The 22247-nt window shown below is 48.3% G+C and carries 25 protein-coding genes and 1 pseudogene; 23 read left to right on the plus strand and 3 right to left on the minus strand.

The window, feature by feature from the left end:
- The 4 genes from EXW93_RS04990 (at window position 1) to EXW93_RS05005 (ending at window position 2560) form a co-directional block, all read left to right on the plus strand.
- Window positions 1-582, plus strand: coding sequence for a CDP-alcohol phosphatidyltransferase family protein (locus EXW93_RS04990; RefSeq protein WP_023467668.1), 582 nt, complete (start codon window positions 1-3; stop codon window positions 580-582).
- Entirely contained in the window at window positions 579-1163 is a 585-nt protein-coding gene (locus tag EXW93_RS04995; RefSeq protein ID WP_023467669.1) for an NUDIX hydrolase, read from the plus strand. Before EXW93_RS04990 ends, EXW93_RS04995 begins: the two co-directional genes overlap by 4 nt.
- Before the next feature lie 162 nt (window positions 1164-1325).
- Window positions 1326-1862, plus strand: coding sequence for a PadR family transcriptional regulator (locus tag EXW93_RS05000; protein ID WP_023467670.1), 537 nt, complete (start codon window positions 1326-1328; stop codon window positions 1860-1862).
- An 80-nt stretch (window positions 1863-1942) separates the two neighbouring features.
- A complete protein-coding gene (locus EXW93_RS05005; RefSeq protein WP_174316073.1) occupies window positions 1943-2560 on the plus strand; it encodes a hypothetical protein in 618 nt (205 codons plus the stop codon).
- 66 nt (window positions 2561-2626) lie between these two features.
- Here EXW93_RS05005 and EXW93_RS05010 read toward each other — a convergent pair whose 3' ends face one another.
- Both EXW93_RS05010 and EXW93_RS05015 read right to left on the minus strand, forming a co-directional pair.
- Window positions 2627-3286, minus strand: coding sequence for a type 1 glutamine amidotransferase domain-containing protein (locus EXW93_RS05010; protein ID WP_023467672.1), 660 nt, complete (start codon window positions 3284-3286; stop codon window positions 2627-2629).
- Between the two features lie 67 nt (window positions 3287-3353).
- A complete protein-coding gene (locus EXW93_RS05015) occupies window positions 3354-4208 on the minus strand; it encodes an aldo/keto reductase (protein ID WP_174316074.1) in 855 nt (284 codons plus the stop codon).
- Window positions 4209-4376: 168 nt separating this feature from the next.
- Here EXW93_RS05015 and EXW93_RS05020 point away from each other — a divergent pair, with 168 nt between their 5' ends.
- The 11 genes from EXW93_RS05020 to EXW93_RS05070 all read left to right on the plus strand — a co-directional run bounded on the left by EXW93_RS05020 (window position 4377) and on the right by EXW93_RS05070 (window position 13459).
- Window positions 4377-4907, plus strand: a complete 531-nt coding sequence (locus EXW93_RS05020) for an NUDIX domain-containing protein (RefSeq protein ID WP_023467674.1) — start codon at window positions 4377-4379, stop codon at window positions 4905-4907.
- A gap of 101 nt (window positions 4908-5008) precedes the next feature.
- Window positions 5009-5491 (plus strand): ferric iron uptake transcriptional regulator, encoded by a 483-nt coding sequence (gene fur / locus EXW93_RS05025; RefSeq protein WP_023467675.1) that lies wholly within the window; start codon window positions 5009-5011, stop codon window positions 5489-5491.
- A 124-nt stretch (window positions 5492-5615) separates the two neighbouring features.
- On the plus strand, window positions 5616-6500 hold the full coding sequence (gene xerD, locus EXW93_RS05030) for a site-specific tyrosine recombinase XerD (RefSeq protein ID WP_023467676.1): 885 nt from the start codon (window positions 5616-5618) through the stop codon (window positions 6498-6500).
- A 118-nt stretch (window positions 6501-6618) separates the two neighbouring features.
- On the plus strand, window positions 6619-7791 hold the full coding sequence (gene deoB, locus EXW93_RS05035) for a phosphopentomutase (RefSeq protein ID WP_055967084.1): 1173 nt from the start codon (window positions 6619-6621) through the stop codon (window positions 7789-7791).
- An 18-nt stretch (window positions 7792-7809) separates the two neighbouring features.
- Window positions 7810-8622 carry a purine-nucleoside phosphorylase gene (locus tag EXW93_RS05040; RefSeq protein ID WP_029341181.1) on the plus strand — a complete coding sequence of 271 codons (813 nt, stop codon included), beginning with the start codon at window positions 7810-7812 and terminating at the stop codon, window positions 8620-8622.
- A 47-nt stretch (window positions 8623-8669) separates the two neighbouring features.
- The gene (locus EXW93_RS05045) at window positions 8670-9971 is read left to right on the plus strand and encodes a pyrimidine-nucleoside phosphorylase (protein ID WP_055967087.1); all 1302 of its coding nucleotides are present in this window, start codon (window positions 8670-8672) and stop codon (window positions 9969-9971) included.
- Window positions 9972-10064: 93 nt separating this feature from the next.
- Entirely contained in the window at window positions 10065-10709 is a 645-nt protein-coding gene (locus EXW93_RS05050; protein ID WP_058265156.1) for a hypothetical protein, read from the plus strand.
- A gap of 81 nt (window positions 10710-10790) precedes the next feature.
- Window positions 10791-11795: a S66 family peptidase gene (locus EXW93_RS05055; RefSeq protein ID WP_023467681.1), complete on the plus strand. Its 1005-nt coding sequence runs from the start codon at window positions 10791-10793 to the stop codon at window positions 11793-11795.
- A 103-nt stretch (window positions 11796-11898) separates the two neighbouring features.
- Window positions 11899-12336: a peptidylprolyl isomerase gene (locus tag EXW93_RS05060; RefSeq protein WP_023467682.1), complete on the plus strand. Its 438-nt coding sequence runs from the start codon at window positions 11899-11901 to the stop codon at window positions 12334-12336.
- Between the two features lie 96 nt (window positions 12337-12432).
- Window positions 12433-12960 (plus strand): type 1 glutamine amidotransferase domain-containing protein, encoded by a 528-nt coding sequence (locus EXW93_RS05065; RefSeq protein ID WP_035398198.1) that lies wholly within the window; start codon window positions 12433-12435, stop codon window positions 12958-12960.
- A gap of 151 nt (window positions 12961-13111) precedes the next feature.
- The gene (locus EXW93_RS05070) at window positions 13112-13459 is read left to right on the plus strand and encodes a GNAT family N-acetyltransferase (RefSeq protein WP_023467684.1); all 348 of its coding nucleotides are present in this window, start codon (window positions 13112-13114) and stop codon (window positions 13457-13459) included.
- Window positions 13460-13476: 17 nt separating this feature from the next.
- Here the strand turns inward: EXW93_RS05070 and EXW93_RS05075 are convergent, their stop codons facing one another.
- Window positions 13477-13941: a DUF309 domain-containing protein gene (locus EXW93_RS05075; protein WP_058712906.1), complete on the minus strand. Its 465-nt coding sequence runs from the start codon at window positions 13939-13941 to the stop codon at window positions 13477-13479.
- A gap of 92 nt (window positions 13942-14033) precedes the next feature.
- On the opposite strand from EXW93_RS05075, the gene EXW93_RS05080 reads away from it, so the two are divergent.
- From EXW93_RS05080 to EXW93_RS05115, 8 genes and pseudogenes are all read left to right on the plus strand, one after another.
- Window positions 14034-14789 (plus strand): segregation/condensation protein A, encoded by a 756-nt coding sequence (locus EXW93_RS05080; RefSeq protein ID WP_023467686.1) that lies wholly within the window; start codon window positions 14034-14036, stop codon window positions 14787-14789.
- Window positions 14779-15419 (plus strand): annotated as a pseudogene (gene scpB / locus EXW93_RS05085) (SMC-Scp complex subunit ScpB). The gene EXW93_RS05080 and the pseudogene scpB overlap by 11 nt, the downstream one beginning before the upstream one ends.
- The gene (locus EXW93_RS05090) at window positions 15419-16180 is read left to right on the plus strand and encodes a pseudouridine synthase (RefSeq protein WP_023467688.1); all 762 of its coding nucleotides are present in this window, start codon (window positions 15419-15421) and stop codon (window positions 16178-16180) included. The pseudogene scpB and the gene EXW93_RS05090 overlap by 1 nt, the downstream one beginning before the upstream one ends.
- 126 nt (window positions 16181-16306) lie before the next feature.
- The gene (gene resA, locus EXW93_RS05095; protein WP_023467689.1) at window positions 16307-16897 is read left to right on the plus strand and encodes a thiol-disulfide oxidoreductase ResA; all 591 of its coding nucleotides are present in this window, start codon (window positions 16307-16309) and stop codon (window positions 16895-16897) included.
- Window positions 16898-16919: 22 nt separating this feature from the next.
- Complete coding sequence (gene resB / locus EXW93_RS05100) at window positions 16920-18467, plus strand: cytochrome c biogenesis protein ResB (RefSeq protein WP_254606181.1); 1548 nt, start codon at window positions 16920-16922, stop codon at window positions 18465-18467.
- The gene (ccsB, locus tag EXW93_RS05105; protein WP_055967096.1) at window positions 18464-19630 is read left to right on the plus strand and encodes a c-type cytochrome biogenesis protein CcsB; all 1167 of its coding nucleotides are present in this window, start codon (window positions 18464-18466) and stop codon (window positions 19628-19630) included. The genes resB and ccsB overlap by 4 nt, the downstream gene beginning before the upstream one ends.
- Window positions 19631-19800: 170 nt before the next feature.
- Entirely contained in the window at window positions 19801-20517 is a 717-nt protein-coding gene (locus EXW93_RS05110; RefSeq protein ID WP_023467692.1) for a response regulator transcription factor, read from the plus strand.
- 2 nt (window positions 20518-20519) lie between these two features.
- The gene (locus tag EXW93_RS05115) at window positions 20520-22247 is read left to right on the plus strand and encodes an ATP-binding protein (RefSeq protein WP_023467693.1); all 1728 of its coding nucleotides are present in this window, start codon (window positions 20520-20522) and stop codon (window positions 22245-22247) included.

Here is a 22247-nt window from a genome sequence, read left to right on the forward strand (position 1 = left end):
ATGTTAGATACGCGTGCGCGTAAAATCGTTCAACCCCTGTTTGATCAAGGGGCGACCTTATTTAAGAAAATTGGATTATCGGCGACACAGGTGACGATCATCTCCGGCATCATCGGTGGTGCGACGGGATTTTTCGTTTATAACGATATGATGGGAACGGCGATTGTCTTATTGTGGATCTCGGGCATGCTTGATGTCATCGATGGAACGATGGCACGAAAAGAAAAGACAACTCCGATTGGTACGATTCTTGACCTTGTGCTCGACCGGATCGTCGAGCTGTCAGTGCTGATTGGTCTTGCACTCCGATTTCCGGAAACGCAGGTCGTTATTCTGTTGCTCGTCGCATCATTCGTCATTGGGATGACGATGTTCCTCGCAATCGGAGCGGTCAGTGAAAATTACGGCTACAAGTCGTTTCAATATCAACCGGGACTCGTCGAGCGGACGGAAGGGTTTTTATTCCTAACAGCGATGATCCTGTTCCCAAGCGCCATCATTTGGATCGCAATTGTCTTTTTGATTGCTGAACTCTATACGGTCGGGGAGCGATTCCATCAAGCTTCGAAGGTGTTACGATGAGTGAACAAGAGATGATCATGACTGTGGATCGAGCGGGCAACCTGCTCGGACCTCGTCCACGATCAGAAGTCCACGCAAACGGCTTGTGGCACGAAACGTTTCATTGTTTCGTTTACGATCCAAAGCGGGACGTCGTGCTGCTCCAGCAACGGTCTGAACAAAAGAAGGACTTTCCAGGAATGCTTGATATCACGGCAGCGGGTCACTTGCTTGCGAATGAGACAGTCGAGGATGGTGTCCGGGAACTCGAGGAAGAGATTGGTTTGACGTGTACGTTTGATCAATTGATACCGCTTGGCATCCAGGAAGAGGAGTTTCGGGATGCGTCACTATGGGACTGTGAGCGATGCCATGTCTTTCTTGCTCGAAGTGATCAAGCGATAGACGCATACGTCCTCCAGGAAACAGAAGTGAAGCGATTGATTGCTTTTTCGATCGAGCAGTTTGAGCGAATCGCTGACATGTCCATCGAGCGTATTCAGGACACGACAGGCGAGTGGTTCGATCGTCGTCAATTCGTTCCGCATCCTTCTTCTTACTGGAGACATGTACGACAAGGAATCGAGCAATTACGTAAATAGAAAGAATGGGAAAGAAATAACGCATGAAGACCTACGATCGAATGTGATTTCGCTCGTAGGTCTTTTTTTAATCGTACATTCGTTCGACGCAAGAGTAGCGAAATTAAGATATATTTGAGATAATTAAGTATATATACAAAAGAAGGAAAGAAGGTGCAGCCAGTGGCATTACGATTTGCACTACTCGGGCTGCTGACCCAAGGGGAAGCGACCGGTTACGATTTAAGCGCGACTTTTAAAAAACAGATGATCCACTTCTGGACCGCACACCATACTCAAATATACCGAGAGTTGTTGAAAATGGAAGAGGCAGAGCTCGTGACGAGTGTTCATATCGTCCAAGAAGACTTGCCGGACAAGAAAGTCTATTCGATTACCGATAAAGGGCGTACGGAGCTCGTTGAATGGTTACGGACACCAAATGAATTCAAACCGAAGATGAAGGATGAGAACTTGATGCGGGTGTCGCTCTTGCATCTGCTCCCACCAGAGGAAGCCGTTGCTTATTTGGAAGAGTCGAAGCGGCACCATCAATTTGCCGTCGAGATGATGCATAGTTGGCGTCACGACCACCTCGAGAACGGTGCAACACTAGGGGAGACCTTGACGAGTGAGTACGGCTTGCGTATGATGTTGAATTACTTGGATTGGTGTGACTGGGCAATCGCGGAAATCAAAAAGAACGAAGCAAACGTCTAACAATATTGGCTCGACTGTCATGTAGATGGCGGATTCGAGCCAGTTTTATTTTGTAATAGGATTTAGTAAGGAGAGAATCGATGTACTTTAATGACTATGAAGACTGGATTGAGGAAGAGGCGGAAGCATTATTTCGCTTACATGAAGAACCGCTGATACGAGAAGCGATCTCGTATTCGCAATTTACGGCGTATGTAGAAGAGGCACTCCTTGAACCATTATTGCTGAAATTACGTTGGCTCGGAGAAGCAGAAGAAGAGGAGATTCTAGAACGAGCGGATTCAATCGTTTGGGAGAATGCCTCAGGTCATTCGGAAGCTTCCCTTCGGCGAGATGTGTTACGACGGGTCGTCAAGCGAGACTTTACTGCGCATATCCTCGCGTACCTCACACCAATTCTTGAAGCGAGACAAGCCACTTATGAGGCGGAATTGAAGCAGCTTCAATTGGCGCATGCTGAACAAATAGATGAGGTCAAACAACACGAGCAACAGATTGAACTCGGACCGCCACCTAAAAAAGTCAAAAAATGGTGGTACCTCAAAGAAAAAGAAGTAGCACGTTCCTATACGGAGGAAGAACGATCTGCATTGCAAGCCCAACAGCAACAACTCGAGGACGAGTTAAAGCGACTCGAACAAAAAAAACGTGAGACTGAAGCTGATCTCGAACGATTGGATTCACTTCACCGATTGTAATTCACGCCAAAAAAATGGAGCAGACGACGTTATGTCGTTTGCTCCATTTTGTATAAAGGTATCGTATTAAGCTTGTGTCGCAAGTTTCGCAAGGACAAGTTTCGCGACCGCTTCACTTGAAGCCGGGTTTTGTCCTGTGACGACGTTGCCGTCGATGACTGCGAATTCCTTACCAGCATCCGATGTCAGGAAAGTAGCGCCTTCACCACGAAGTGTCGTCTCAAGCAAGAATGGTACTTTATCTTCGAGACCTGTCGATTTTTCTTCTTCGTCTGTGAAGCCGTTGATTTGACGACCTGATACGAAAGGTTTGCCATCGATCATGACGTGTGCAAAGGCCGCTGGACCGTGACAGACCGATGCGACGACGCCATCTTTTTTGATGACAGCTTCAATGGCACCTGCCACTTGTGGGTTATTCGGGAAGTCGACGACCGCACCGTGACCACCTGGGAAGTAAACAGCATCAAATGATGCTGGATCGACTTCTGAGAGTGCTTTCGTGTCGTGCAACGCACGGCGTGCATCTTGGAATTTCGGCAAGATTTCTTTGACGATCGATGCTTTATCGATCGGGACGTCGCCACCTTTGATCGAAGTGACCGTCACGTCATGTCCTGCATCCTTAAACAGGTTGTATGGTGCTGCGAACTCTTCGAACCATAATCCTGTTTTGTGACCATTCATGTCATCTGCACTTGTTGATACGATTAAAATACGAGCCATAATAAAACTCCTCCTCTGTATGAACGTTACAAAGAAGGAGTTTCCCGGAGATATGAAGAGTTAAACCTCACCGGTGTTCCGTATAGTGATGAACCGGCAGTGTAGCAAGTGCCTGATCGATTTGAGCTTGCGAGATCGGCTCTTTCATCGCTTGGACGTTTGCCTGAAGCTGTGACGCGCTTGACGCGCCAGGAAGGACGATATCGACCTGTTGATCGATGGCTTGCAACGCAAGCGCCGGAAGCGGGAAATCTTGAAGTTTTTGTAGACTTGCCTCAAGCGTTTCCTTATCGAATTGTTCGAACCGATCAACCGACTGCAGGCGTGAAGCACTCTCATGTGTCAAGAGTCCTTTTGCCAGTGGACCACGGGCAACGACTTGGATGTTTTTCTCTTTTAAGCGTGGCAACAACTCTTCGATGCGGCGATCGAGCAACGAATAAGGCGTCATCAAGTAAGAGAAATTACTATGCTCGAGCCAATATTCGATGACATTCGGGCGCAGTGACGACAGACCATATTCCTTGATCTTCCCCTCTGCTTTTAAATCTTCCATTGCGCGGATCGACGCATCGATGTCATCATCAATCGTACCGCCATGGACGTAATACAGATCGAGATAAGGAGTTTCAAGACGATTCAAACTTTCAAGACAAGCTTGCTTCAGATAGTCATAACTCGGATCCCATGTCCAACCGGTTCCGGTCGCGTTCATCCGATTCCCACCTTTTGAGGCGAGGAACAATCGACTGCGATCCTCTTGTGAGAAGGTTTGACCGATGATGGATTCGACCGCTCCGTTCGCATAGACGTCCGCTGTATCGAAGTGCGTGATTCCAGCATCAAGTGCCGTCCGCAGGATTGCTGTTGCTTCCTCCTGGCCGCGCTTTAAGATCGTCATCGTACCTAATCCTAATGACATGTTCAATTCCCTCTTTTCTTAGATGAACTATAAGTTTGGAACTTCTGCATTCTAGTGTATCATATCTGATGAAAAAGACGATTTCGAAGTCTTGCGGCAATACGTCGGAAACGGCATACTAATCATGACAGAGAACGTAAACTAAGATAGAAGAGGGGAACACATCCGATGGAAGAAAAAACGATTGAACGTGAAGTGATCTATGAAGGAAAAGTCTTTGACGTCGAGAAACATGTCGTCACGTTACCGAACGGCAATACCTCGGTCCGTGAATTGGTCTATCATAATGGTGCCGTCGCGATCATTGCTTTTGATGAACAAGGTGATTTGATCGTCGTGGAACAGTACCGGAAGGCGTTCGAGAGTCTATCGATCGAGATTCCAGCAGGAAAACTCGAGAAAGGCGAAGATCCACTTGATTGTGCCGGACGCGAATTAAAGGAAGAAACAGGATACGTCGCGAAAGAGTTACGACATGTCTTTGATTTTTACGGTGCGCCTGGTTTCTGCAGTGAGCGTGTACATATCTATGAAGCGATTGGTCTGACTGCCGGTGATCGTCAACTCGATGAGGATGAGTTCCTTGAGAATAAGACATTGAAGCTCGAAGAAGCACTCGAACTCGTTGCAAACGGAACGATCGTCGACGCGAAAACGATCATGGCAATCCAGCATTGGCAAATTCGTACTTTAAAATGATTCTCATTTAAATGATTTTCAGTTGATAATCATTTTAATTTGAAAAAAGACTGATTATCAGCTATGATAATAGCATCAGTTCGAACAAAGGGGGCGTTATGATGGAAAGTCGTGTAGAACGCATCAAAAAACAGCTAAGCGGTAAAGGATATAAGCTGACTCCCCAACGTGAAGCGACTGTGCGTGTCCTGCTCGAACACGAGTCGGATCACCTCAGTGCCGAAAATGTCTTTCTCCTTGTAAAAGAAAAGAACTCCGACATCGGACTTGCGACGGTTTACCGGACGCTCGAATTATTGACGGAGCTTGAAGTCGTCGATAAGGTCAACTTCGGAGATGGCGTATCCCGGTTTGATTTACGACAAGAAGGTGCGAGTCATTCGCATCACCATCTCGTCTGTATCGAATGCGGATCCGTCGAAGAGATTTTAGACGATATGCTAGAAGAAGTAGAGAAAGAAATCGTGTCCCGATTCCACTTTAAAATCAAGGATCACCGCCTGACATTCCATGGCGTCTGCCGTGTCTGCCAAGAGCGTCATGCTCGGGAAGCGTTGGAACAATCGCAAACACAAACAGTCTGACCGTCCGACGAAATTTCGGATGGTTTTTCTTTTTCAATTTTATAGGTCAGACCTCTTCACAACGGTTTACACCTTTGATATGATGGGAAAGTAAGCGATTTCGTAAACGAAGAGGATGAGTTCAGTGCGTGAACAACTGGAAGCATTTATCAATTATTTAGTGATTGAACGGCAAATGTCCGCGAATACGGCAGCTGCGTATCGAAATGATTTAAATCAATACTTACAGACGCTTGAAACAGCGGAAGTTTCCTCGTTCGAACAGGTTCACCGACATCATATCGTCGACCATATTGAACGATTGCTTGAAGCACGAAAGTCACGATCGACGGTTCGCCGGGCGACGAGCTCGATCCGTTCGTTCCATCAATATTTGGTCGAAGAGAGACTTGCAACACATGATCCGTCTCGTCATCTTGATTTACCGAAACCGGAGAAAAAGTTGCCCGTCGTCTGGAGTCAAACGGACGTCGAACGCTTGCTTGATTCGGTCGTCGGTGTCGATCCGCTTACACGACGAGATGCAGCAATGCTTGAGCTTCTCTATGGAACAGGCATGCGCGTCAGCGAACTGCTCCAACTGAAGTTGAACGATTTGCAACTCGAACTCGGGTATCTGTCGTGTCTTGGGAAAGGGAACAAATCCCGGATCATCCCGATGAGTACGACATCGATTGAAAGTGTCAGGACATATCTTGACCTCGCGCGCAATAGTCTCGGCGGTCAAAAGACGGACGATGTCTTCTTAAACAGTCGCGGTGATCGTTTGTCACGGCAAGGGTTTTGGAAGATGATCAAGCGACGGGCAAAGGAAGCGGGTATTGAAAAAGAGATCACACCGCACGTCCTGCGCCATTCGTTCGCGACCCATCTACTTGAAAATGGTGCCGATTTACGCGTCGTACAAGAAATGCTAGGACACGCTGATTTGTCGACGACACAAATGTATACACACGTTAACAAAGCACGACTTCACGACGTGTATAAGAAACATCATCCACGGGCATGATGGTTCTATCTTTTAAAGGTCTGACTTCAGACAAATGATGCGTTTTGTCTAGTCCCTTTCCGGGAAAAATCGTAACGGGAATCGCACAACTACAGCTCGTATATAGGAGGAACAGCAAATGGCTCAATCATTTAAACGTGTATTTTTGATCGTCATGGACTCCGTAGGAATCGGAGAAGCACCGGACGCTGAACAGTTCGGAGATCTTGGTTCGCATACGCTCGGTCACATCGCGCGTGAACGCAACGGACTCAACATGCCGAACATGGCAAAACTCGGTCTCTCGCATATCGAACCGATCGAAGGTATCTCAGCTGAAGAAGCACCGCTTGCGGCATACGGAAAAATGCAGGAAGTATCTGCAGGGAAAGATACGATGACAGGGCATTGGGAGATCATGGGACTCCGGATCGATACACCATTCCGTGTCTTCGAAAAATTCCCGGATGATTTGATTCATCGCCTAGAAGAGTTCTCAGGTCGGAAGATCATTGGGAACAAACCGGCTTCTGGTACGGAAATTCTCGACGAACTCGGACAAGAACATGTCGAGACAGGCGCCTTGATCGTCTATACGTCGGCAGACTCTGTCCTTCAAATCGCAGCACACGAAGAAGTCGTGCCATTAGAAGAATTGTACCGGATTTGTGAATACGCACGTGATATCACACGGGATGACCCGTACATGCTCGGTCGTATCATCGCGCGTCCATTCCTTGGTGAAGCAGGAGCGTGGGTCCGGACAGCGAACCGTCACGACTATGCACTTAAACCATTCGACCGGACGGTCATGAACGAACTCGAGACGGCAGGACTCGATGTCATCTCGCTCGGTAAGATTGCTGATATCTACGATGGAGAAGGCGTCACGGATGCAATCCGGACGAAGTCGAACATGGACGGGATGGATCAGCTCGTGAAACAACTTGATCGTGATTTCAACGGACTTTGCTTCTTAAACCTTGTCGATTTCGATGCGCTGTTCGGACACCGTCGTGATCCGCAAGGCTACGGACAAGCACTCGAAGAGTTCGATGCGCGACTTCCGGAAGTGTTTGCTCGCTTAAACGAAGACGATCTCTTGATCATCACGGCTGACCACGGAAACGATCCGGTTCATGCTGGGACTGACCATACACGGGAATACGTACCATTGCTTGCCTACCATAAAAATGGTGTTGCAAAACCGCTCGGTATCCGTGAAACGTTCGCTGATCTTGGAGCGACGGTCGCAGAAAACTTCGCCGTCAAGATGCCGGCACATGGAACAAGCTTTTTAACAGAACTATAATTCGAGGGAGCGATTCAGATGACAGTCAACTGGAATGAAACACGTTCGTTTTTAGAAAGCAAGATGCAGGCAAAACCGGAGATCGGATTGATTCTCGGTTCAGGACTAGGTGTCCTTGCGGATGAGATCGAAAACCCGATCGCGATTCCATATCATGAAATCCCGAACTTCCCGGTATCAACGGTCGAAGGACACGCGGGACAACTCGTCTTCGGTACTCTTGAAGGGAAACAAGTCGTTGCGATGCAAGGGCGATTCCACTTCTACGAAGGATATTCGATGGACATGGTCACGTTCCCAGTCCGTGTCATGAAAGCGATCGGTGTCGAGACATTGATCGTCACGAACGCAGCGGGTGCTTGTAACGAAGCGTTCGAACCAGGTGATTTGATGTTGATCACGGATCACATCAACTTCTTCGGTACGAACCCATTGATCGGGAAGAACGTCGATGAGATGGGACCACGTTTCCCGGATATGTCGAAGCCGTATGATGCGGAATTACTTCGTCTTGCACAGGAAACAGCGGACGAGCTCGGAATTCGTGTCCGTCAAGGTGTCTACTTCGGAAACACTGGTCCAACGTATGAGACGCCAGCAGAAGTCAAGATGGCACGGATGCTTGGTGGCGACGTCGTCGGTATGTCGACGGTCCCTGAAGTCATCGTTGCCCGTCATTCCGATATGCGAGTCCTTGGGATCTCATGTGTCTCGAACATGGCAGCAGGTATTCTCGACCAACCGTTACATCATGATGAAGTCATCGAAACGACAGAACGTGTCCGGGCACACTTCCTATCACTCGTTCGCGGTTCGATCAAAAAAATGTAACGACTGTTTATAAAACTCACAAACCACTCCTGAGGAGGAACTAGATTATGCGTATGGTAGATTTGATTGCAACAAAACGAGACGGTGGCGAACTCGCAACAGCTGATATTCAAGCAATGGTAGAAGGATTCACGAATGGTGAGATTCCAGATTACCAAATGTCAGCGATGTCGATGGCGATTTTCTATCAAGGAATGTCAGATCGTGAAATCGCTGATTTGACGATGGCGATGGTCAACTCGGGCGACGTGATCGACCTTTCACGTATCCACGGGAAAAAAGTCGACAAACACTCGACAGGCGGTGTTGGTGACAAAATCAGTCTGATCGTCGCACCACTCGTTGCGTCAATCGGCATTCCGGTTGCGAAGATGAGCGGTCGTGGACTCGGTCATACAGGTGGAACCATCGACAAACTCGAAGCGTTCCCTGGTTTTGACGTCGAGCTTTCAGAAGAAGCGTTCGTCTCACAAGTCAACGACATTAAGATGGCAATCATCGGTCAAACGGGTAACCTGACGCCTGCAGACAAAAAACTCTACGCCCTTCGTGACGTCACGGCGACGGTCAACTCGATCCCATTGATCGCAAGTTCAATCATGTCGAAGAAGATTGCAGCAGGAGCAGACAGCATCGTACTCGACGTCAAGACGGGTTCTGGTGCCTTCATGAAATCGTTCGAAGATGCAAAAGCACTTGCGACAGAGATGGTTTCGATCGGTAAGAGTGTCAACCGTAAGACGGTTGCTGTCATTACGGACATGGATCAGCCGCTCGGCTTTGAGATCGGAAACGCAAACGAAGTCAAGGAAGCGATTGAAGTCCTTCAAGGGAAAGATGTCCGTGATTTGAAAGTCATCGCCTTGACGATTGCATCACACATGGCAGTCCTCGGTGATTTCTACCCGACGTTTGACGAAGCATATGCGGATCTCGAAACACGTCTCGGTAACGGAGCAGCACTTGACGTCTTTAAGAAGTTCATCGCAGCTCAAGGTGGCGACGCGTCTCTCGTTGACGACATGACAAAAGCACTTGAAACGAAATACGAAAAAACATTCGTCGCTTCAAAAGCAGGTTATGTCTCTGAAATCATCGCTGACGAAGTCGGTGTTGCAGCAATGATCCTCGGTGCAGGACGCGCGACGAAAGCAGATGAGATCGATCACGCAGCAAGCGTTACGTTGCACAAGAAAGTCGGCGACCGTGTAGAAGTCGGCGATGTCATCGCAACACTTCGTTCAAACAAAGAAACACTCGATCAAGCAATCGAAAAAATGGATCACGCGTACCATATCAGTGAAACGAAACCGGCAGAACGCCCGCTCGTTCACGCTGTTATCCAGTAAGCAATCCAATCAGCAATACTTGAGTAGTGGACGTCGTCCGCTACTCTTTTTTTATGGTAAAATTATAAGTGTAAAAATATGGGAGGGGAGTATATGAAACGTTGGATAATCGGAATTTCCAGTCTAGTTGGAATCATCGGAGGTAGTGCCTTATTGATCACTTTCGCTTTTACACAGGACATGAACTCGGATGGAACGAAAGAGACTGAAGTACAGCGGAAAGCAAAAACTTACTTAGAACAGCATCTTCCGGAAGCGAAGGTGACCGGTAGTCTTTACGACAACATGGGCAATTTTCCATTTGAATATGCCGCACGCGCGATAGACGAAAAAACGAATACTGAGTTTTTCGTCTATCAACAAGAGGAGTCGGGGAGGTTCGTTGACTCGTATCATGCGTCACTTTGGGAAGATCGGTTAGAGCGGCGGATCCCGTCGCCGACTCTCGAACAACTGAACAATCAATTGAGCGTAACCGTACTTTATGACAACGATAAAATACAGCAGCTAGGTGACGCGCGTTTTGATTCAAAGGCTTATTTACGGAAGGAAGTCGCTCCGACGCTCTTAGTGGACGTTCCACGCAAGCGACACGAACAGGATAAAGCGCAGATCACAGCGTGGGCAAAGTCGTTGCGCGAACAAAAGATCCTTCAACACATGACAGTCAAGGTTGACTATATCTCGAAAAAAGGGGAATTGCTTGAGAACGGAGATTCGCTCTTCGTGAAGCTGTAAGATGGATTGAAAAACAAGATGTGCGGTTCCCTTTCGATTTGTTATACTGGAAATACTTGTAATGAATAAGGGGGAACTTTCATGAAACCACCACGTTTACAAAAAGGGGATAAGATTGCCATCGTCTCACCGGCGTCTGCTGTCGCAGCATACGTACCGCGTCGTCTCGCCCGCGGTATCGCAACACTTGAAAAAATGGGCTTTGAGGTCGTCTTGATGCCGAACGCAACAGCTGTCCATAGTCATACGGCAGGAACGATCGGGGAACGGCTACAAGATTTACATATGGCGTTCGCTGATCCGTCGATCAAGGCGATCATCTCGACGATCGGTGGGTTTAACTCGCACCAGCTACTCGACGAACTCGATTATGAATTAATCCGGAACAATCCGAAGATCTTCGTAGGTTACAGCGATATCACGGCACTGTTTGCTGGGATCTATCAGCAGACAGGATTGACGACGTTCGTCGGACCCGCACTGCTGACACAGTTCGGTCAATTCGATGGTCTTGATCCGTATACAGAAGAATCGTTCAAACGTACGTTCATGCAGACGGAGCCGATTGGCCGGATCGAAGCGTCTGAGGAGTGGACAGATGAGGTTTTACGCTGGGATGTCGCGGACGACCGAAGACGAGAACATCAAGTGAACGCAGGGTACACGATCGTTAAGACCGGTGTCGCAGAAGGTCCGATTCTGACGGGGAACACTGGAACACTTTTACTGCTTGCCGGAACACCTTACTTGCCATCGTTTGACGGTGTCGTCTTGATGCTTGAGGATGACGAGAGTGAGACACCAGAAACGATCGACCGGTATTTCACGCAATTGCGACACATGGGTGCGTATGACAAGATTGCGGCACTCGTCGTCGGACGCTTCCCGCGAAAAGTCGATTTTGACCCGGACTTCCCGCTCAAGGACATCATTCTGCGCGCGACGCGAGGCTATGATTTCCCGATCATTCTCGATGCGGACTTCGGGCATACGGATCCCGTCACGACACTCGCGAATGGGGTGCAGATTCGTGTCGAAGCAACGGATTCGGTGACACTCGATGTGTTAGAGGCAGCCGTCGAGTAAAAAGGTCTGCACGACGCCTTGAAATTTGGTACACTGTACCATGGAATCACGATCTTGAATCGTGACGAATCTCCTGCTGAAAAGCACGAAAGGTTGGTCAAACATGCAAAAAACTGGTCATATCTTATTAGAAGATGGAAATAAAATTGAATTCGAATTGTTCAACGATGAAGCACCGATCACGACTGAAAACTTCGAAAACCTTGCGAACTCGAACTTCTACGATGGATTGAACTTCCACCGTGTCATCCCAGGCTTCGTCTCACAAGGCGGATGCCCAATCGGAAACGGTACAGGCGGTTCAGGAAAAACGATTCCTTGTGAAACGTCAACATCATACCCACACAAACACAAGGCGGGTTCACTCTCGATGGCACACGCTGGTCGTAACACAGGATCAAGCCAGTTCTTCATCGTACACGAGCCACAACCGCACCTCGACGGCGTACACACGGTCTTCGGACAAGTGACTTCAGGTCTCGAACATGCACAAAAAATGAAGCAAGGCGCTGGCATTAAAGAAATCCGCGTCGAAGCGTAAGTTCTTGCTCCTCTTCGAACGTTCGAAGAGGAGTTTTTCTTTTTTAGAACCGGGTACAATCAGTAAGGGAACTCAACTCGAAAAGGAGTGTTTGTCATGCGTTTAGAAGGAAAACGAATCATCCAAGTCGTCAGCAATGACTTCGAGGATTTAGAATTATGGTATCCAGTCCATCGCTTACGTGAAGAAGGCGCAATCGTCGACATCGTTGGTGAGAAGGCAGATGAGACGTATATCGGGAAGTACGGTGTTCCGATCAAATCGAATAAGACGTTCGATGAGATCAATCCAGCAGAATACGATGCGATTCTTGTTCCGGGTGGTTGGTCACCCGATCTGTTACGCCGCTTTGACTCTGTCCTGAACATGGTGCGTCATTTTGACCAGAACAAACAACCGATCGGTCAAATCTGCCACGCTGGTTGGGTGCTGATCTCTGCCGGCATCTTAAAAGGCGTCAACGTCACGAGTACGCCAGGGATCAAGGATGACATGACGAATGCGGGTGCGATTTGGCATGATGAAGCCGTCGTCGTCGACGGACATATCGTCTCGAGTCGTCGTCCGCCCGATCTACCGGACTACATGCGTGCCTTCATCCAAGTGATGGAAGAACAAGCGTGATTCAGATGCAGGGGACGTCACGAGACGGACTCCTGCATTTTCATGGATTATGAAAAAAATGCAGTAATTCTGTGTGAGAAGGTGTAGAATGAATGAGTCTCAGTCGTTCATACTCCTGAGAGTTGTTGAAATTAGGAAGGTGTAGAATCACATGCTAGTAAAATATAAGAAGTTGAATGAACGGACCGCGATGGGGCTGATCGCCTTTTCGTGCGAAGTGAAGGATCCGAAGTATTTGCTTGAAACGGTTCAAGCCTATGAACAGGAAGAAGACCAACGCTTGTATTTGTACAAACAAGATGAGGATTTCGTCGGTGTCATCGGGTTTCAATTAATGGATGGCCATGCTGAATTGAAACATATCGCATTATCACCGTCTTTCCGTGGAGAACGGATGTCGTATCTCCTACTCGATGAAGCAGCCAAACTTCTTCGAACGGATATTACGGGTGCGACCGAAGAGACGCAACGCCTCGTCGACAAATGGAAAAATCAATAAAAAGACCGGTCCATGGCTCAGATGGACCGGTCTCTTCGGTTTTGTAGCGCTTCTTGTCGTGCCGTGACGACATCCGTACGATCGCGCAAACGGTGTTTATGCGTCACATAGTCGAGATCAGGTGCTGTCGCTTCAAGTGCGACGGTTCGGATGACGTCCGGGAAGACAGGTAACGGGATGTGCCGATAGATCTTATTCGTAAAATGGTCGCGATGATCGAGCAAATATGAGACGTCGATCCCGGACGCAATCAGTGTTGCCCGGTGGCGTTCGATTTTATCGAATGCTTTCGCATATGTCCGCTGTGCCCCAGTCGTATTGCCGCGGCGGTGATGATAGCGGGCGACGGCCAGCTGGATCAGACCGACAAGCGCCTCGTCCTGGCGTTGTCCTTCTTGCCAGACTTCCTCTAAGATTTCATGGCACTCGAAGTAATCGTGCCGGATGTTGAATTCAAATACGAATCGTTCAATCGGATTCATGGAATCACCTCTTCCTTGGAATATAACATAGTCGAACCCACCAGTTGTATGGTATACTAAGGCGCAAAAAACGTTGATGGGCAGGGAGAATCATGGAATCATACAGTGTAAAGATGGATGCGTTTGAAGGCCCGCTGGACTTGCTGTTACACTTGGTTGGTAAATTAGAAATCGATATTTATGATATATCCGTTTCCATGGTGACGGATCAATATGTGTCCTATATCCGTGCGATGCAGCATCTTGAACTAGATGTTGCTAGTGAATATCTTGTCATGGCAGCGACGCTGTTGCAACTGAAAAGCAAACAACTCTTGCCGATCGAACAGACGGAATACGATGAGATTCCTGATTTCGAGGAAGAACCGACACGAGAAGGTCTGATTCAACAGTTGATCGAGTATAAAGCATATAAGGAAGCAGCACTCGTCCTGAAAGAAAAGGAAGAGGCACGCCTTGAACTGTTCTCGAAACAACCAGAGGATTTGATGCGTTATCTCGACACGGATGCACAAGAGTATAACGGTACGTTATCACTGAGTGATTTATTACGTGCTTACGAAAAAATGCGCCAACGGGAAGCCTGGAAGGTACGCCGTTCGAAGACGGTCAAACGGGAAGAACGTTCACTCGAGCAACAGATGGAGTCCGTTGCCCGGTACGTCGCGACCCGTGAGCGTACGACATTCTTCGGTTTTTTTGCGGAGCAACCGACGGTCGAAGAACTAGTCGTCAGCTTCCTCGCTGTTCTTGAGCTCGTGAAGCAACGGGTCATTGATTGTGAACAGATGACCGATGATATCCTATTGCGGAGCATGGTGAAGGAGGAGAGTCAGATTGGCGTATGAACAAATCATTGAGAGCCTGTTATTCGTCGTCGGAGACGATGGAATCGATCCGCGTGGTCTCAGTCAAGCGCTAGAGATCAGTGAAGCGGCAGCGCGTGAACAGTTGCTGGCTCTTCAAACGACATTCGAAGCAGAGCAGCGTGTGTTGCAAATCGTGGAGTCGGGTGGTGTCTTTAAGATGGTGACACGAAAAGAGATGTCGCCATATATTCAGGCATATGCGGGTTCGCTCGCAGAAGATTCCTTGTCTCGAGCAGCGATGGAGACACTCGTCATCATCGCATACAAACAACCTGTCACACGTGCTGACATCGAAGTCGTTCGTGGTGTGAAGACGGAGCGTGTCATCCATACGTTAAGTGCAAAAGGTTTGATTGAAGAGGCGGGACGCGCTAAAGGCGTCGGTCGCGCAAAATTGTATAACGACGGATCATTTCCTGGACCATTTTGGTCTGAACGATAAGGCCGGTCGGTCGCGCAAAATTGTATAAAACGACGGATCATTTCCTGGACCATTTTGGTCTGAACAGTATTGAAGAGTTGCCGCCACTCGAGTTCGAAGAAACGTTCGAATCGGATGGAGATCTCTTCTTCCGGAATGATCCTTCATTAGAGGAGAGAGTGAATTAATGGAACGGTTACAAAAAATCATCGCACAAGCAGGTGTCGCTTCGCGGCGTAAAGCAGAGGAATTGATCACAGCAGGTCGCGTCAAGGTCAACGGAAAAGTCATCACGGAGCTTGGAACGAAAGTCGGAGCACGTGCCGAAGTCGAAGTAGACGGTGTTAAGCTCGAACGGGAAGAACACGTCTACTACATGCTCTATAAACCAACAGGTGTCGTTTCGACGGTTGAAGACGACAAAGGACGTAAGACGGTCGTCGATCTCGTACCACCCGGACACCGTGTCTTCCCAGTCGGTCGACTCGACTACAATACGAGCGGTCTTCTTTTAATGACGAATGACGGTGAATTCTCGAACCTCTTGCTTCACCCGAAATATAAGGTACCGAAGCGTTATATCGTCAAAATCAAAGGTGTACCAGAATACTTCCACGTCAAAGGTCTTGAAAAAGGTGTCGTCTTACCGGATGGTTTCAAGACAGGTAAAGCACGTGTCGAGATGCGCGATATCGATAAGAAGAAAAATACAGCGATTCTTGAAATGGTCATCTACGAGGGACATAACCGTCAAGTCCGTCAAATGGTCGAGACACTCGGTTCGGAAGTCTTGAAGTTGAAACGTGAACAGTTCGGTTTCTTGACACTGGCCGGTCTTACTTCTGGCGAGTGGCGTGAACTTTCAAAAAAAGAAGTCAATCAATTGCGTGAGCTAGCGGATCCAGCCGCTCCACCTACGAAAAGACGTAAGAACACAAAAAAACGTTAATTTGTAAAGCGAGAAGCTCATCCTCCGGGTTGAGTTTTCTTTTTTTGTGACAAAACGATTAACGAATTTCACATTTTGTCAACGGTAAAGCGATTTCAAGTACAATATGGGTGGAGGCGGTAAAATATGAAAAAAACGAAACAAAATCCGGAAGAACGCTTAGCAGCGGCCCAGCAAAAAAAGAAGAAACGCTCCTTCTGGCGTCTGATGATCATGACGATTGTCTTGTTCGCCGGAGCAGTCGTCATCATGCAATTCGTCGATCAAGCGACACGTGATAAAAACGGTCGTGTCATGGCAGGCGATGATGCCCCTGGTTTCGCACTCGTCGATCTATATGGTGAGAAACAGCACTCGATGGACGAATACAAAGGAAAAGGACTTTTACTCAATTTCTGGGGAACATTCTGTGAACCATGTAAGAAAGAGATGCCATTGATCAATGACAACTATCAGATGATGCAAGACCAAGGCGTCAATTTCGTAGCGGTCAATGTCGGTGAAACACCAGTTCGTGTCTCAAGCTTCATCAAGGATATTGGCGGAACGGACTATCCGATTCTCATGGATACGAACAGTTCGGTCGAGAAGGCTTACGGGATCTACAACTTACCTGTGACGTTCATCATCAATAAAAAAGGTGAAGTCGTCGAGAAGTATGAAGGTGAGATTGATCAAGCGAAGCTCGAAGAGATGGTGAAGAAGGCGAACGAGTAACGCATCGAAGGGGGATTTAAGGATGCAGGAGCAAGAAGATTTCAAACAACTGGACATGCGTTACGAAGAAGCGGAGCTTCGATCGAAACGTAAAAATCCATCTTGGATCGACCGGGCATGGACGTTCTTCTCGTCTGTCAAGGTCGGGTTATGGTTGATTGCCTTGATCATCATCGCGAGTGGGGTCGGTACGATCTTCCCGCAAGAGATGTATATTCCACAGGCAACACCACCAGAAGAGTTTTACCAAAAGGAATACGGCACGGCAGGGGACATCTACTATACGTTAGGATTCCATAATCTATTTGAATCGTGGTGGTATATCGGATTAATCACGCTTTTATTACTCTCGATCATCATCGTGTCGATTGACCGATTCTTCCCGCTCTACCGAGCACTGAAGAAACAACCGGTCATCCAGTCGGACCGTTTCATGAACGGTCAGCGATTTGGCGCGGAAGCGACTGGCGATATCAAAAAAATCGATGCGATTGCACCGTTGCTTGAGAAAAAAGGCTATAAAGTCCGTCGTCAAGATGGGGCACTCTTAGCGGAAAAGCAGCGGTTCGGACGATGGGGTCCATACATCAATCATATCGGACTCGTCTTATTCTTCGGTGGTGCGATGCTTCGAGTCGTACCAGGGATGCACGAAGATGAATTGCTTTGGCTCCGTGAAGGAGAGACGTTGCCGATCGAAGCGACGGACAATCAGTACTACTTGAAAAATGAAGCGTTCAACATCGAGTTCTATGATCCTGAAAAGGTCGATGAGAAGTTCAAGAAATCACTTGAAGCAGCAGGCGGAAACGTACCGAAGAACTATGATACGAAGATGACGCTGTACAAGAAAGTCGGTGAAACATCCGATTTCAAACCGAAGCTTGAAGAAATCAAGTCAGGTGAGACGGCAGTCAACCGCCCATTCGAATTCGATGATTATCAAGTCTTCCAGGAACAGTACGCGGCAGATCCGGAATTCAAGACGATGTCGTTTAATATCGTCAACCAGAAAACGGACAAAGTCGTCGATACGATCAAGGTCGACTTGCGTGATCCGAAAGAAACATATGCTTTAAAAGATGGGTATGAGGTCGAACTGAAGGACTTCCTTCCGGACTTCGTCGTCAAAGATGGTCAGCCAACGACGAACTCGGGACGTCCAGTCAATCCTGCCTTCGTCTTTAGTATCAAGTCACCTGAACACCCGAAAGGTGAACGGAGTTTGATTGGGATCAAATTGAACGTCGGTGGAGATGAGAACCAGTACAAGATGGCATTCGCCGGTACGGAACTCTCAAACATCTCGGGTGTCCGGATTAAAAAAGATCTGACGCTACCGTTCCTGTTTGCAGGTGGTATCATCTTCATGGCAGGCCTATTGATCGGAATGTACTGGCCGCACCGTCGTCTCTGGTTACGTGAGAAGAACGGTCGCATCCAGATTGCTGGATTTACGAACAAAAATGCATTGGGGCTTCAAAAAGAAGCTAATCTCGCGTTGACGGAAGTCGGTCTGCCAGAACTTGAGGATCGACAAAAGTTGCGGGAAGAGGGGGAAGCTAAATGAATTTGCTTCAGTTGAGCAGTAACCTGCTCCTTACATCATTCATCGTCTACCTCGTCAGTACAGGATTCTTCGCTGTAGCGACGAGTGGTAAAAAAGGACCGACGCGTTCTGGTAAGATCGCCTTTACGCTCGCGATCATCGGGTTCCTCGCGCAGCTCGGATATTTCTTCACGCGCTGGGCTGGAGCTGGGCATGTTCCAGTCTCGAACTTATATGAATACACGACATTCTTCGGCATGATGATGGTGCTTGGATTCTTGATCGTTTATGCCATCTACAAAAACAACGTCCTTGGCTTGATTGCGATGCCAGTTGCCTTGCTCGTCATCGCCTATGCGTCGATGTTCCCGGATGAAGTCCAACCGTTGATCCCAGCACTACAAAGTGTTTGGCTCAAAATCCACGTCACGACGGCGGCGCTCGGCGAAGGGATTCTTGCCGTCAGCTTTGCGACGGGATTACTGTATCTGATTCACGCGACAGATTTCAGCAAGGAATCGAAAACTCGGACATGGCTTGAAGTCGTCATGTTCTCGCTCGCATGTGTTGTCGGTTACATCTTAGTTGGGCTGTTGTTCAAAGCGACAGGTTCTGCGTCGACGATCGAATACGTGGCGAAAAACGGTGCAACGATGACGCATGACTATGTCATGCCAGTCTTGACAGGTCCTGAAGGCGGAAAAGTCTTATCGGGTTCAGGTGCCGTCATCGAATTACCAAACTTCTTGAACGCGAACAAAGTCAATACGGTCTTATGGTCGATCATTGGCGGTGTCGTCTTATACGTCTTGCTTCGCTTCGTCATTCTTCGCAAGCGTCTTGCTGAAAGCTTAAAGCCGATTGCGCGTAAGATTGATCTTGAGACAGCAGATGAGATCAGCTATCGTTCTGTTGCGATTGGTCTTCCAATCTTCATCCTAGGCGGTCTGATCTTCGCAATGATCTGGGCGCAAATGGCATGGAGCCGTTACTGGGGCTGGGATCCGAAAGAGGTATGGGCACTTATTACGATGCTCTTCTACGTCTTTTATCTCCATATGCGCATCCAGCGTGGTTGGATTGGTAAAAAATCAGCTTGGTTATGTGTCGGAGGATTTGCCGTCATCATGTTCAACCTTGTCTTCGTTAACCTTGTTGTAGCAGGATTACACTCGTACGCATAAGAAAAAGCAAGCAGCGGACCCGGAAACGGTCCGCTGCTTTTTCGTGTGCGTCTGACCGAAGTGTGCCTTTTCGGAGAAATCAGCCGGAGCAAGCCATTCTTTTCGTTTCATAGTATACTAAAAGAGTAGTAGGATAGAGGAGTAGAGTTTAGTTCATAGGAGGAGACAGCATGTCAGAAGAAGCACGTATTTTAGTCGTCGACGATGAAGAACGGATTCGTCGCCTGTTGAAGATGTATCTGGAGCGGGAAAATTTCACGATCGAGGAAGCAGACAATGGAGAGACGGCGCTTGAAATGGCGCTTGAGACAGAATACGATGTCATTCTCCTCGACTTGATGATGCCGAAGATGGACGGGATGCAAGTCTGTGAAGAACTGCGGAAAACAAAAGCGACGCCAATCGTCATGTTGACGGCAAAAGGCGAAGAGACGAACCGCGTCCATGGGTTTGAGATGGGGGCAGATGATTATATCGTCAAACCATTCAGTCCACGTGAAGTCGTCTTGCGTGTCAAAGCTATTCTTCGTCGGGCAAGTGCGACGAAATTCCTCCACACGGATGCGAAAACAAAAGATGTCATCGTCTTCCCACACTTGACGATCGACAATGATGCGCACCGCGTGACGGTCGAGTCGCAAGAAGTCAATTTAACACCAAAAGAATACGAACTCCTGTATTTCTTAGCAAAACAAACGGATAAGGTATTCTCGCGAGAACAATTACTCAAGGAAGTCTGGAACTATGAATTTTTCGGAGATCTGCGGACAGTCGATACACACGTCAAACGTCTGCGTGAAAAGCTGAATCGTTTGTCTCCGAACGCCGCTCAAATGATCACGACGGTCTGGGGTGTCGGATACAAGTTCGAGAATAGTCCGACCTGACGATGAAATGGTTGCAAAGCGTTGTCATCAAACTATGGGGAACGATTCTGTTACTCGTTTCGGTCGTCTTGATCGCCTTGACGATCTTGTTACTTGAATTTTTCAACTCGTTCCATATCGAACAGGAACGGGGGCACTTGGCAAAGCTCGGTCAACAAGTCGAGACCGTCTTTCAGGCGCACTCCGGCATCGAGGAAGGGTCGAGTACTGCTGTTGAAATCACGGATATCTACGGGGCGACACTGATCGCAAAGACGCAGGATGATTCCGTCGAAGCGAATATCTCACAAGCGAAGGCGAACCGAATCATCAAGGAGCTCGAACGTCAGAACTGGAAAGCAATTGACGGTGAAGAAGGCGAGACGGCGATTGGTAACTATGAGACCTTTGATGGAAAAGCAGCACTCGCGTATCGGGCACCGCTCATTACGGATAGTGGCAACGGAACGATCTACTTGATCGAGCAATTGACGAACATCGAACAGGCGAATGAGGGTGCACGTCAAATCATTCAACTCTGTGTCCTGTTAGCGATCATCGGAACGACCGTCTTTGCCTTCTTCCTCTCGACACGAATCACGGCGCCACTGCGGACGATTCGTCAAGCTGTCGTTGAGGCCGGTGAAGGAAAGTTTGATCAGAGCCTGACGCAACGTTCACGGGATGAGATCGGTGACTTAGCGCTTGCGTTCAATGAAATGAGTAGTCAACTCAATCAATACGTCACCGATCTCGACAAGGAGCGGCATTTACTCTCCTCGATTCTGCGCTGTATGGCAGACGGTGTGTTGACGTTCTCGAAATCAGGTGAGCTCCTCGCGACGAATCCACCGGCTGAAGCCTTTTTGGCGGGTTCTCCCGTACCGGATGAACTGATTGAGTTATTCCAGACGGTCATGCGTGAAGAGACGGAGATGACGGTCTCCTTTGAACGAGAGGGACGCTTCTACATCATCATCGTCAGTCCGTTACTCGAACAAGAAGAACAGATCGGAGCGGTCGCCGTCCTGCGTGATATGACGGAAGCGCAGCAACTCGAGAAGATGCGTGCTGATTTCGTCGCGAACGTCAGTCATGAACTGCGGACACCACTCGTCATGTTGCAAGGGTACTCAGAAGCAATCGTCGATGGGATGACCGAGAGTGATGAGGCAACGAAGGAATTCGCTTCGATCATTTACGACGAGTCCCAGCGACTGTCGAGACTCGTTAACGATCTTCTTGATCTTGCGCGAATGGAAGCGGGATATCAGGAGTTACGGATTGAATCCGTCGAAGCAATCCCTTTTGCGAAGCGGGTGATCAAGAAGTTCAAACAGATGGGACGCGATAAACAAGTTACCTTCTCGGTTTCTGGTCCGAACATCGCGTTTGAAGCAGACCCTGATCAGATGGAGCAAGTCTTGACGAACCTGCTTGGGAACGCCCTGCGTTATACGGAGAACGGTGAAATCAAGATTAAGATTGATGAAGATAGGGAAAACATTACATTATCCGTCATTGATTCGGGTGACGGAATCCCAGAAGAAGATCTACCGTTCGTCTTTGACCGTTTTTATAAAGCGGATAAAGCGCGGACACGTGGCAAGACGGGTACAGGAATCGGTCTTGCGATCGTGGCGAATGTCGTCCGAGCTCATGGTGGTGAAGTCGAAGTCGACAGCCGCTTGGGAGAGGGAGCGACTTTCCGGATCCGATTACCGAAAAAACAAGGGAAGCGAACATTATGA

This window comes from Exiguobacterium sp. JMULE1, assembly GCF_013337175.1.
Taxonomy (GTDB): domain Bacteria; phylum Bacillota; class Bacilli; order Exiguobacteriales; family Exiguobacteriaceae; genus Exiguobacterium_A; species Exiguobacterium_A indicum.